We start from the raw sequence: 12610 nt of genomic DNA, 5'->3' as shown, positions 1-12610 counted from the left end.
CTCTTTCCGACGACAAGTGGTCGGAAAAATCAGTTGTTCGACATCGAGGGGATATAGGAGCGGCCCATGTCGCTTTGATGAAAGCCCTACAAAGGAACTCATTCATCCGCCTTCTAGCGGATCCAAGGGTGACTGCGTGAATGGAATAATATCGTTCGTTCGACGCGCTACGCGGTTACGGGCACAAGGGCTAGCGCCGCCGCGCCAAGTCGCGCCTCCGCCCCAGGGGCCTCGGTGTCGGGGAAGGCCGCGCTCAATAGGGCCGAGCCCTTGATCCAGATCGCGAAGCGCATGGCGCCGAGGCGAGTCATGTCGAACATTGGCGGCCAGACCGCCTCGCGCCGAGCATAGGTGCCCCCGCCCTCGGGACCGCGGAGCAGCATGGCCATGTTCTCGAAGGCGGCGTCGCGCCGGGCGATCAGGCAAATCTGCGCGATCAAGCGGGCATACTTGACGTAGAAACCGGCGCGCCCCGGATCGTCCGACGATCCCGGCCGCAGCGTCGGCGCCAGCAGCGCCGCTAGACCCTCCAGGTCGGCCGGCCGCTCGCGGTCGCGAGGGCTGCGGGTGTCCAGATAGTCGGGGATTTCGCGAAACACGCTGTGCCATATCGCCTCGGCCAGGAACGAGCGCATATCCGCGAAATGGTACAGGATGGTTGAGGTCGAGACCCCGGCCGCCTGGGTCACCGTGCGGTTGGTAACCGCCCCGATTCCCCGTTCCAGGATCTGGTCGGCGGCGATGTCCAGCAGACGCATCTTCACCGACTGCGCCGCGTACCGTTTGCTGGGCGGCTCGGGCAGCACCAGGGCGTCGGTGAACCATTGCGCGACCTTGGCCTCGCCGCCCGACGGCTCGCCGAACGCCATGGCCACCAGCCCCTCCAGGCTCTCGCGCAGAAGCAGTTCGTAGTCGAGCCTGTGGGCCAGGGCCGCGGCGTAGAGCTCCTCCATCAGCAGATAGGGCAGATAGACGGCGCCGAGCCGCGCCAGCCGCACGTCGCCGGCCAGTAGTCCGCCCAGCTTGCTTCGCCGCATGTCGAGCCAGCGCGCAAGGGGCTCGCGCACCGCCTGGGCGGCCTCGGGATCGATCAGGACCTCTTCCCAGATCCGCGCGAAACGCGCCGAGGCCTCCGCGCGGGCCAGGACGTAGCGCGCCGTGATGTCGACCACCCGCCGCTGGTCCAGGGCCAGGCCGTCGACTTGGGACAGGAAGGCGTCATGGAAGGCCAGATCCTCCGCCATCGCCGCCTCGACCATGGCGGCTAGCACCCCGGCCTTTGTCTGGAAGAGATTGAAGATGACGGTCGTGCTCTTGCCGATCGCCGCTGCGAGGTCGCGCACCGACAGCGACGCCAACCCCTCCCTGGCGACAATGTCCATGGCGGCGATCACTGCGCGCGCCCGCGCGTCGTCGCGGTCCGAAGCAGGGACGGCCATCGGGACTGATCGTGCGGGCATGGCCGACATGTAAGCCAGATTCCCGCGACGGCGTAGGCCTGCGTCAGAGATCGAAGAAATCATCGCAGCGTGCTGCGGGCGTTCGACGCCTCGCCGGAGCATCGCGACGCCGACGAGACGGTCACGAACCACTGGACGCGTAGGAGACTCTACGCGGCGACACCGCCCCGCTCTTCATGCGCAAGACTGCCCGGCGCGACTTACGCCGCAGCCAAATGAGACGGACGTTCAAGAGCGGCGATGCTGTTCTCCGGGGCGCCGACAGGGGGGGATCCTATGATCTCCCGTCGTGTCGATCAGTTGCGCCTCCAGCGCCGTCGGCGATGGGAGAAAAGAGCCCCATGCCGTTTGATGCAGATCAGTTGGTCGGCCTCGGGCCGCGCCTAGACTGGGGGCGATCATCCTCTTGCGAGGCTCGCCGTGCGGCATTTCATCGACACCCAGAACTTCACCAAGACCGAGCTGGTCTGGTTGATGGATCTCATCGGCCTGCTGAAGACGGCCGACCGCGAGCGCGCCCTGCCCCCACTGCTGGCCGGCGCGTCCCTGGGCATGATTTTCGAAGAGCCTTCGACCCGCACGCGCATCTCGTTCGAGGTGGCGATGACCAAGCTGGGCGGCCATGCGCTCTATCTGAAGCCCGGCGAAATCCATCTGGGTGTGCGCGAAAGCATCAAGGATTCGGCGCGGGTGATCAGCCGCATGGTCGACGCCATCGAGGCGCGCACCCTCAAGCACGCCACGGTCACCGAGCTGGCCCGCTACGCCTCCGTGCCGGTCATCAACGGGCTGACCGATTACAACCATCCCACCCAGGTGCTGTGCGACGTCTTCACCATGCGCGAGCACCGCCCGGTCGGAAAGCCGCTTGAGGCGCTCACGGTCGCCTTCATCGGCGATGCGACCAATGTCTGCTCCTCATTGATGATGATCTGCACCCAGATGGGCATGGCGTTCGTCCATTGCGCCCCGCCACGTTACCAGGCGCCAGAGGCCTGGCAGTCGATCGCGCGCGACAATTGCGCCCAGTCAGGCGGTCGGCTGTGGGTGACTGACGATCCGGCCCTGGCCGTCGCCGAGGCCGATTTCGTCTACACCGACCTTTGGTGGTGGGTCGGCCAGGAGGCCGAAATCCCCGAACGCCAGGCCGCCTTCATGCCCCGCTACCAGATCAATGACGCCTTGCTGGCCAAGGCGCCGCCCCATGCCAAGTTTATGCACTGCCTGCCCGCCTCGCGCGGGGTGGAGGTCACCGATGCGGTCATGGATGGGCCCAGGGCCATCATCTACGACCAAGCCGAGAACCGCCTGCACGCCGAGAAGGCCATCCTCGTGGCCTTTGTGCGCCCACATCTGAAACTTCCGTCCGCCAGGCGCTCGGCCCAGCATGCGCATGTGATCGACGCCTTCCTGAACGACCATCAACTGACCGGGGCGGCCACGCCCGTCGCTCCGCCGGAGGCCTGAGCCATGGCCACATCTCCCATCGCCCCGTCCCGCCCGCGTTTCGCGCGCGTCATGGGCTTGCTTGACGTGACGCTGTTCACCGTCTGCGCCATCCTGGTCATCGACACCCTGGCCGCCTCGGCGGCCATCGGGGCCTCGGCCCTCACTTGGTGGGTGATCACCTTTGGGCTGTTTTTCATCCCGTACGGGCTGATCACCGCCGAACTGGGCGCGGCCTATCCTGGCGAAGGCGGCATCCAGACCTGGATCCGGCGCGCCTTCGGCGATCGCTGGGCGGCGCGGACAACTTGGTACTACTGGGTCAATGTCGCCCTGTGGATGCCGTCCGGCTACATCCTCCTGGCAGGGCTGGTGGCACAGATCACCGGCGTGGAGATGGGTCTGTGGAGCAAGATCCTGATCGGCGTCGGCGCGACCTGGCTGACGGTCCTGATCGGGATCACGAGCCTCGCGACCGCCAAGTGGGTGCCCAATCTCGGGGCCTTCATCAAGGCGGGCATCATGCTGCTGATCGGCGGCGCGGGGATCTATGTTCTGGTGACCCGTGGCGCGGCCAACGACCTATCGCTACACGCCCTGACTCCGCAATGGGGAGCCGGCCTGGGGTTCCTCCCGGTCATCGTCTACAACTTCATGGGCTTTGAACTGGTGTCGGGCGCAGGCGAGGAGATGCGCAATCCGGGGCGCGACGTGCCCATCGCAGTCATCACCGCGGGCCTGCTGATTTCGGCCTTCTATCTGCTAGCCACCTTCGGCATTCTGGTCGCCCTGCCCATCAACGACATAGGGCTGATCAAGGGGCTGCTGGACACCCTGCGTTCGCTGCTCGCCGGCGCGCCGGGCCTGGACCTGATCGTCAGCGTGCTCGGGGCGGCCGCGGTGTTCACCATCCTGGCCAATCTGGTGACCTGGTCGATGGGCGCCAACCGCACCGCCCAGGCTGCGGCGGCGGACGGCGAGTTGCCCAAGATTTTCGGCTGGCAACGCCAGTCCAACCAGACTCCGATCGGGGCCTATCTGCTCACCGGCTTGGTCTCGACCGCGGTGATCATCGCCTACGGCGTCCTGGCCCGCAGCGCCGAGGATCTGTTCTGGTCGCTGTTCGCCTTCAGCTCGGTGATCTTCCTGCTTCCCTATCTGGCCCTGTTCCCCGCCTTTCTGACCCTGCGCCGCAAGGATCCGGCCACGCCCCGCCCCTATCGCGTTCCCGGCGGTCGCTTGGGCGCGGCGATCCTGGCTGGGCTCTGCACCCTGTTCATTCTCCAGGCGATCGTCCTCTTCCTGTGGGTCCCCGGCGCGGCGGTCGACTGGAGCAAAACCGGTCCGATTCTGGGCGGCGTGGTCGTCACCCTGGTGATCGGCGAGCTGGTGATCGGGGCGATGAAGGCCAATCGTCGCGCCGCCGCCTCGCCCCCCGACGAGCCGCCCGCCAACCCCGTCCGTCCGCAATGACCGCGCCTTCCCGCTGGGTGATTTCATGAGCCGCCTGCTGACCACTACGCCCCGCGCCGACGGTTTCCATATGCCCGCCGAATGGGAGCCCCACGCCGGCTGCTGGATGCTATGGCCCGAACGCTCGGACAACTGGCGCGGCGGCGCCAAACCCGCCCAGCACGCCTTCGCTGCGGTGGCCGCCGCGATCGCGCAGGGCGAGCCGGTCACCGTCTGCGCCTCGCCGGCCCAATATGTCATCGCCCGCGAGATGCTCGATCCGGCGGTGCGGGTGGTGGAAATGACCAGCAACGACAGCTGGATCCGCGACTGTGGGCCGACCTTCGTGATCGACGGAGCCGGGCGCGTCCGGGGCGTCGACTGGAAGTTCAACGCCTGGGGCGGTTTGATCGGCGGCCTGTATTTCCCATGGGACCAGGACGATCTGGTCGGCGAGAAGGTCGTCGAGCTCGAGGGCGACGATCGCTACGGACCAGACTTCGTCCTGGAGGGCGGCTCCATCGACGTCGACGGCCAGGGGACGGTGCTGACGACAAAGGAATGCCTGCTCAATCCCAATCGCAACCCGGACCTTCGCCAGGACGAGATCGAACAGCGCTTGCGCGACTATCTGGGCGTAGACACGGTGATCTGGCTCGATCAGGGGGTCTATCTTGATGAGACCGACGGCCACGTCGACAATTTCTGTCGGTTCGTCTCCCCCGGCGAAGTCGTGCTGACCTGGACCGACGACCAGAACGATCCGCAATATGCCCGTTCAACGGCCGCCCTTGAGCGTCTGGCGACCGCGCGCGATGCCCGCGGTCGCCCCCTGCGCGTCCACAAGCTGCATCAACCGGCCCCGGTGCTGATCACCGCTGCGGAGGCCGCAGGCGTCGACAAGGTCCCCGGCACCCTGCCCCGTGAGCCCGGCGACCGCATGGCCGCCTCCTACGTCAACTTTTATATCGGCAACGGCGTGGTGGTCATGCCCGCTTTCGAAGATCCGATGGACGCGCCGGCCCAGGCGAGCCTGGCCAGGCTCTTTCCGGATCGGAGGATCCTGGCCGTGCCGGCCCGCGAGATCCTGTTGGGCGGCGGCAATATCCACTGCATCACCCAGCAGGAACCCTTGGGACGGGAGCCATCGGCGGCCGCAAGGGGCGGCTGATGCGCCAGGTCGTCGCCCTAGGTGGCAACGCTCTGCTGAGGCGTGGCGAGCTTGCCTCGGCCGCCAACCAGCGGCGCAATGTGGCGCGAGCCATCGTCGGCCTCACGATGGCCTGCGACGACGTCCAGACCTTGCTTGTCCACGGCAATGGTCCGCAGGTCGGGCTTCTGGCTCTGCAGGCGGAAGCCTATACGGCCGCGCCGGCCTATCCGCTCGACATGCTGGGCGCGGAGACGCAAGGCATGATCGGATACATTCTGGCCCAGGAGCTTCGCAACGCCCGCCCGGAGCGACCTGTCGCAGCCTTGCTCACCCAGACCTTGGTCGATGCCGACGACTCGGCCTTTCAGCATCCCACCAAGCCGATCGGACCGGTCTATACGCCCGACCAGGCGCGAGCCCTTAGCCAGGCGCGCGGCTGGTCGTTCGCTATCGACGGCGCGGGTCAACGCCGTGTGGTGGCCTCGCCCGCGCCCATCGCGGTGATCGAACAATCGGTGATCGAAGGCCTGATGGCGGCCGGGACCCTGGTGATCTGCGCAGGCGGCGGCGGCGTTCCGGTGGCGCGGGACCAGACCGGCCGCTTGAGAGGCCTGGAGGCCGTGATCGACAAGGACCTGGTCGCGGCCCTGCTGGCCATACGCCTGGACGTCGACCGTCTAATGATCCTGACCGACGTCGACGCGGTCTATCGCGAGTGGGGCGAACCTGGCGCCGCGCCCATAAGACAGGTGCGCGCCGACGATCTGGCCGATAGCGCTTTCGCCGAGGGCTCGATGGGCCCCAAGGTTCGCGCCGCGCGCCAGTTCGTCCAAGCCACCGGACGCGAGGCCTTCATTGGATCCCTCGACGATGTCGCGGGCCTCCTGGCTCGGACCTGCGGCACGCTCGTCACACCATGAGCTGAGGCCAGGGTCGTCGCCTTCGGCGACGACGCGCAAGGCCGTTAGTGCGCGCGCTTCCGGCGACGCGCCAAGTCGCTGAAGAACCACCGCCTGCCGGCCTCGGTCGCGATCACATACGCCAGAACGATTTCCATCAGGCTGAGCAGGTCGAGCAACAAGAGCGGCGTAAAGCCGAACGCCCTCAAGACCGCGCCCAGATACGGCGTCGCCAAACCCGCGGCGGCGACCCATAACGTGACAGCGACCAGCAGCACGCCGGGTCGGCTTCGCAAGAACGGGCCCTGCGTTCTCAGCACGAACGGCGCCGCCAGTTCGCTCAGCAGGGAAAGGAGGAACCAACTGGTCTGGAACCCGATCTCGTGGGCATGCGTAGGCCTGGGTCAGGCCGTTGTCCTCCAGCACCGTCTCGCGCGGCGCCCCCAGAACCGACAGGATCAGGACCGAGGCCATGCCCGCGCGGTCCTTATCGACGCTGCAGTTGAAGGCCAGCGCCCCTTCGTCGGGCGCGAGACGCGCGGCCATATCGCTGTAGTCGGCGTCAGCATGTCCAGGAAGCCGACCTGACGTTCCGCTAGCTCATGCGCGAGAGACGCCACAGTACGACGCCGCTTGAAGCCCGCCTTTACGTAGCGCCGCAAACCCAGTTCCCTACAGACCACAGGGCCCGGCGAAGACGCGCACGGCATTCGCCGGAACGCCAGATTGAGCGTCAGCCGACCGATGCAAATCCGGCGATAGCGGTATTATATTACCGCCCGCGCCAGCCATTACACGCCGCTCTACGCTAGAACCGCACGCTCGGCGAATTCCGGCGCGACAGCCTACAAGCGGATTCCGGTGTATAGCGCCACAGAGTTGGACGCTAAGTGACATCACCTCTGGCCGCTCAGTGCCTCCAAGAAAGCGAAGTTCGGCGCGGCTACTGAACTCTGGAGCGGTCGTAGCCTCGGCCGACAATGCATCTATCTAATGCGACTCATTTGCATTCGCAAAAATAACCCCTTATGAGCCCTCGCCGTTGTATGGAAAGCCGGAGAGGGCGACGATGATCGAGATCAAGAGCCGGGCGCTGCTCATGGCGGGGGCCAGCGTCGCACTGCTGGCCTCCGCCGACCTAGCCCGCGCCGACGAAAGCAAGACGGACGTCAACCAGGTCGAACAGGTGGTCGTCACCGCCGCCGCGACCCAACAGAAACTGGCCGACGCGCCAGCCAGCATTTCGGTCGTCACAGAGGAGGACCTACATGTCCGTCCAATCCGGGATCTGACCGACATCCTCGACCGGGTCGAGGGCGTGACCATCAACCGTTCGGGCAATCAGCGCACGATCCAGCTGCGAGGCCTGGGCAGCGCCTACACGCTCTTCCTGATTGACGGAAAGCGCGTGAACTCGACCAGCGCCATGTTCCGCGGCAACGACTTCGACGCCGGCTGGGTGCCGGTCGAGGCCATTTCGCGGGTCGAGGTGGTCCGCGGTCCCATGTCCTCGCTCTACGGATCCGACGCCATCGGCGGCGTGGTCAACATCATCACCAAGCCCGTCGGCGACCATTGGAGCGGTTCCGCCAGCGTCGACTATGTCGCTCAGGAAAATCGCGACGCCGGCGACGCCTACAAGGCCGGCTTCTTCGCGAGCGGCCCTCTGGTCGGTGACATTCTGGGGCTGAAGGTCTACGGCGGCTACAACCGGCGCCTTAGCGATCAGAACAGCGTCAATCCCAAGACCTCGAGCGGTGGCGCGCCGCTGTCGGGAATTCGCGACAAGCACGAGGCCTATGTCGATGGCACGCTGGCCTGGACGCCCAACTCGCTCAACACAGTGCTCGTCAACACGGGCGGGAACCGGCTGACCCACGACGCCTTCCCGATGGAGCGTCTTGACTGGTCGCTGACCCACAAGGGCGACTATGACTTTGGTCAGACTCAAATCCGCGCGTTCGGCGACCAGATCAAGAACGAGGTCGGTAACGTCAGCGGCCAAAAGAACCCCAACAAGGCCACGAACGCCGCGGTCGACGGCCGCGTCACCTTGCCTTGGGAGGCCGGGCGGCAAACGATCACCATCGGGGGCGAGTGGCGCCGGCAAAAGCTCGACGACCCGGCCAACCTGAAGGGCCTGCCGGGCACCGCCAGCTACGGCCAAAACACCACCACCCAGGTGGATCAGCGCGCGCTCTTCGTCGAGGACGAGATCAAGCTCACGCAAGCCCTGCGCCTGACCGTCGGAGACCGCTACGACGATCACGAGAACTTCGGCGGCCATCACAGTCCACGCGCCTACCTCGTCTTCCACGCCACGCCCAACATCACGTTCAAGGCCGGCGCGGCCAAGGCTTTCCGGGCCCCGACCCTGCTGCAGAACAGCCCTAACTGGGGCTCGGTGTCTTGCGGCAGCGCGACAACCGGCTGCTACATCATCGGCTCCACCGAGCTGAAACCCGAGACGGCGAATAGCAAGGAGCTGGGCGTTCGGGCCGAGTACGACCGCTTCAGCGCCGGCGTGACCGTGTTCCGAAACGATCTTAAGAACATGATCGACATCTCCAGCCGCACGCGCGACGTGACGCTGGCTCCGACCTATTCCAACTTCGTGGGCTTCCTGCCTGATGGCCGGCCGATCTTCCGCTACCAGAACATCGCCAAGGTCCGATCTCAGGGTGTGGAAACGAACGCCCGTTTCCAACTCAGCGACAAGATCGATCTGACCGCCAACTACACCTACCTCGACAGCAAGAACCGGAGCAACCCGGTCGAATTGGCGATGATCTATCAGCCCAAGCACTCGGCCAACGCCACGGTCAACGTGCGTCCGACCAAGGCCTGGTCGCTGTTCGCCACCTGGAACTACGTCGGCGAGCAGTTCCTGGCCGTCTACACAAACGCCGCCTATAACGTGAAGCGCGAGGGCTATGGCACGGTCGATGTGGGCGCGGCCTATGCTCTGGACGCCGCCACCACGGTGCGGTTCGGCGTGCTCAACAGCGCGGACAAGGCGATCAAGCGCGAGACCTCCGACGAGTACAACGAGGAGGGGCGCCGCTTCTTCGCCGCCGTCACGCGACGGTTCTGATGACCTCGCCCTCTTCGTCAATCCTTGCTGGCCTGGCGATGGGCGCCCTGACGACGGGCGCCCTGGCGGCGCCGCTGGAGAGCCCGCGACTCGAGGCCTTGCGCCAAACCCTGTCGGCTCCCGGCGCCGCGGCGGAGTTCTGGGCTGGCGTGAAGGTCAGGGGCGCGCCTCTGGTCGAGTCCGGGCCTGACGGCTCGGCGCTGGTCACCTTCCTCTGGCGCGGCGAGGCCAATCGGGAGGTCGAGCTGAGTTGGCCAGTGTGGACAGCGGACCGCCGCGAGAACCATCTCCAGCGGCTGGCCGGCGGCGACGTCTGGTTCAAAACCGTGCGTCTGCCGGCCGGAACGCGACTGTCCTACCAGCTCGCGGCGGATCCCAAGCGCGGCGCGCCTGGTGATCGCGCCGCCTACCGCGCGGGACTGGTCGCGGCGCTCGCGCCCGATCCGCTGAACCCGCATCGCTGGGAGACGTCCTCGGTCGTCGAGCTTCCCGGTGCGCTTCCTCAACCTTGGGTTGTGCCACACGCGGTCGCCAAGGGGCGGCTGGCGACCAGCGTGTTCGAGAGCAAGACCCTGGGCAACCGGCGCGACGTGACAATCTATTCGCCGCCCAACGCGGCCAAGGCCACGCCGCTGGTCATTGTCTTCGACGCCGATCGCTACCTGTCCTCGATCCCGACGCCGACGATCCTGGACAATCTGATCGCGGCCGGCGCCATCCCACCGGTGACGGCGGTGTTCGTGGCCAATCCCACGCGGGAGTCGCGAGGGGTCGAACTGGCCTGCAACCCAGCCTTCGCCGACATGCTGGCCAACGAACTGTTGCCGTGGATCCGCGCAAGGGCGCCGGTCTCCGATGATCCGAGCAAGACGGTGCTGGCGGGCTCCAGCTTCGGGGGGCTGATCAGCGTCTGCGCGGCCCTGCGCCATCCCGAACGGTTCGGCGCGGCGCTCAGCCAGTCCGGCTCCTTCTGGTGGGAACCCAACGATGGCAAGAGCTCGCCAGACGCCGCTGGTTGGGTGGCGCGGCAGGTCCAGGCGCGAGACCGCGAGCCCGTGCGCTTCTATCTCGACGCCGGCCTGCTGGAGTCGACCGGCGGCTCGGAGAGCATCCTTTCGACCACTCGCAAGCTGGCCGACGTCCTCCGGGCCAAGGGCTATGATGTCCGGCAGGCCGAGTTCGCCGGCGGTCACGACGACCTAGCCTGGCGCGGAACGCTCTCCGACGGATTGATCCATCTGCTTGGAGACGCGCGATGATCACCCGACGCCATGCGCTGGCCCTGATGGCCAGCCTGCCCGCCGCGCCGGCGCTCGCCCAGCCCGGAACGGGTCCCGCCGGCCCCGGCCTGTTCGAAACTGGCGCCGCGACGCACCACATCACCCGCCACGCCTTCCGCTCAGCCGACGGACAGCGCCGCTATAGGATCGACATGGCCACGCCCAGAGGGAGGCCGCCCCGGCGGGGCTGGCCCGCGCTCTACCTGCTGGATGGCAACGCCGCTTTCACGATCCTGACGCCCGCGGATCTGGCGAGCGTTCCGGATCTGGCGTTGATCGCCATCGGCTACGAGACCGAGCAACGGTTCGACAACCTGGCGCGGACATTCGACTACACGCCATCCTTGCCAGGCCCGCCCGAAACGCCGGGGCGTCCCGAAGGGGGATCGACCGCGTTTCGCCAACTGCTGCAGGGAAATATTCGACCGCGCCTTGAACAGCTCGGTCGCCTCAATCCCGAGAGGACGGCGATCTGGGGACACTCGTACGGCGCGCTCTTCGTGCTGGACACCTTGCGGGAGGCCCCGGAAGCCTTCCGAGCCTATGTCCCGGTCAGTCCCTCGCTGTGGTGGCGCGATGGCGCGATCGTCGCCGCGCCGTTCCGCTCGCCGCGCCATCCCGCCCGCGTCGCTCTGATGGTCGGCGACCGCGAAGCGCGCCGAACCGGCGTCGCGCCGCCCTCCCCGGAGGACTTCGCCGCTTCCGTGGCCCGCGTCCGCGCCCTGGGCGAGCGCCTGGCGGCGACGCCCCGCCTGATCGTCGACGTCACGGTGCTGCCTGGCCAGTCCCACGGCGGCGCCCTGACAACGTCCCTTCCCCTGGCCCTGAGCCTGGCCGCCGAGGATCGCCCATGAAATCCGCCGTCTTCATCGCGAGCTTGGCGCTCGCCGCCGTTCTGGCCTTTCCGGCCGCGGCCCATACGCCCTATCTGCAGCCCGCCACATTCGAACCGGATGGCGACCATGTGACGGTGATGACGGCCCTGACCAACGGCCGGTTCTTCGTCCCGGAATTCCCGATCAAGGGCGATGACTTCCTGGTCACCGATGGCGCGGGCAAGACGGTAGCGGGCAAGGGCCTGACCTTGCGCGACTTCGGGGTCTTCGAAGCCACGCTCTGGGGGGCGGGAACCTACCGCATTTCGACGGGCGACCGGAACGTGCGCACACTGATGTTGGGCAAGGTGGGGGACACGTGGCGACCGGTCAAGGACGCGACCGACGGCCCAGTCCGGCCGCCGTTCGTCGATCGCGCCACGCTGCCGGCCGATGCGCGGATCGTGCCCGTGGCCACCATCGTCCGGTCCGAAACCTATGTGACCAAGGGCGCGCCTTCAGCGATGATCCCGCCCGCATCTGGCAAGGGCCTGGAGGTCGCGCCAAGGACCGCGCCCACCAGCGTCTTCGTCAACAAGGGCTTCGAGTTCGACCTGCTGTTCGACGGCAAGCCCATGCCGGACGCGACCTTCGTCGTGTTCCGGGCCAACGACGCCTACGCCGCCACGACCTTTGTTCGCAACGGCAAGACCGACGTCCAAGGCCGCGGACACGTCGCCTTCGACGGCCCGGGAATCTACGTCCTGGAAGCGCAGCGCTCTTGGCTTTTGGGCGACACGACCGACGCCAGGACGCACCTCTACAGCCTTACGCTGGAGGTGACACCTTAGCTCCATCGCCCGCAGGGGGCCTTGATCGCACGTGTCAGTTTCACGAGGAGAGGAGAACGAGCGCTGCCGCGATCTGAGCCTCCACCTCCTAGTGAGCGGCAATGAGTCGAGGCTGTGTGAAAACGCGACGGATCAGCTAGACTCCTGACGAGCAGTCGGG

10 protein-coding genes and 1 pseudogene are annotated in these 12610 nt (G+C 66.7%); 8 read left to right on the top strand and 3 right to left on the bottom strand.

The genetic code is table 11. The features are described 5' to 3' along the window. Positions 1-167 precede the first annotated feature (167 nt). Complete coding sequence (locus tag AX690_RS05150) at positions 168-1439, bottom strand: TetR family transcriptional regulator (protein ID WP_066682165.1); 1272 nt, start codon at positions 1437-1439, stop codon at positions 168-170. 441 nt (positions 1440-1880) lie between these two features. Between AX690_RS05150 and ptcA the strand changes: the two genes are divergently transcribed. The 4 genes from ptcA to AX690_RS05130 are packed head-to-tail and all read left to right on the top strand — an operon-like array spanning position 1881 to position 6431. Continuing rightward, complete coding sequence (gene ptcA, locus AX690_RS05145; RefSeq protein WP_066682163.1) at positions 1881-2927, top strand: putrescine carbamoyltransferase; 1047 nt, start codon at positions 1881-1883, stop codon at positions 2925-2927. 3 nt (positions 2928-2930) lie between these two features. Next, positions 2931-4379 (top strand): APC family permease, encoded by a 1449-nt coding sequence (locus tag AX690_RS05140; RefSeq protein ID WP_066682157.1) that lies wholly within the window; start codon positions 2931-2933, stop codon positions 4377-4379. Positions 4380-4404: 25 nt separating this feature from the next. Then, positions 4405-5529: an agmatine deiminase gene (gene aguA / locus AX690_RS05135; protein ID WP_066682156.1), complete on the top strand. Its 1125-nt coding sequence runs from the start codon at positions 4405-4407 to the stop codon at positions 5527-5529. Next, positions 5529-6431, top strand: a complete 903-nt coding sequence (locus tag AX690_RS05130) for a carbamate kinase (RefSeq protein ID WP_066682153.1) — start codon at positions 5529-5531, stop codon at positions 6429-6431. The genes aguA and AX690_RS05130 overlap by 1 nt, the downstream gene beginning before the upstream one ends. 44 nt (positions 6432-6475) lie before the next feature. On the opposite strand, the gene AX690_RS23200 is transcribed toward AX690_RS05130, so the two are convergent. Continuing rightward, positions 6476-6688 carry a hypothetical protein gene (locus AX690_RS23200; protein ID WP_066682150.1) on the bottom strand — a complete coding sequence of 71 codons (213 nt, stop codon included), beginning with the start codon at positions 6686-6688 and terminating at the stop codon, positions 6476-6478. 124 nt (positions 6689-6812) lie between these two features. Beyond that, positions 6813-6968 (bottom strand): annotated as a pseudogene (locus AX690_RS24195) (tyrosine-protein phosphatase); the annotation flags it as partial. Between the two features lie 511 nt (positions 6969-7479). Here AX690_RS24195 and AX690_RS05120 point away from each other — a divergent pair. From AX690_RS05120 to AX690_RS05105, 4 genes are read left to right on the top strand one after another with little or no spacing between them, the layout of a single operon-like run. Then, positions 7480-9504, top strand: coding sequence for a TonB-dependent receptor domain-containing protein (locus AX690_RS05120; protein ID WP_066682147.1), 2025 nt, complete (start codon positions 7480-7482; stop codon positions 9502-9504). Next, on the top strand, positions 9504-10763 hold the full coding sequence (fes, locus tag AX690_RS05115) for an enterochelin esterase (protein ID WP_066682144.1): 1260 nt from the start codon (positions 9504-9506) through the stop codon (positions 10761-10763). The genes AX690_RS05120 and fes overlap by 1 nt, the downstream gene beginning before the upstream one ends. Next, on the top strand, positions 10760-11638 hold the full coding sequence (locus AX690_RS05110) for an alpha/beta hydrolase (protein ID WP_066682141.1): 879 nt from the start codon (positions 10760-10762) through the stop codon (positions 11636-11638). Before fes ends, AX690_RS05110 begins: the two co-directional genes overlap by 4 nt. After that, entirely contained in the window at positions 11635-12450 is an 816-nt protein-coding gene (locus tag AX690_RS05105) for a DUF4198 domain-containing protein (protein WP_066682139.1), read from the top strand. The genes AX690_RS05110 and AX690_RS05105 overlap by 4 nt, the downstream gene beginning before the upstream one ends. Positions 12451-12610: the final 160 nt, after the last annotated feature.

This window comes from Caulobacter sp. CCH9-E1, assembly GCF_001556515.1.
Lineage (GTDB): Bacteria > Pseudomonadota > Alphaproteobacteria > Caulobacterales > Caulobacteraceae > Caulobacter.
This window is presented reverse-complemented; position numbering and strand designations above follow the sequence as displayed.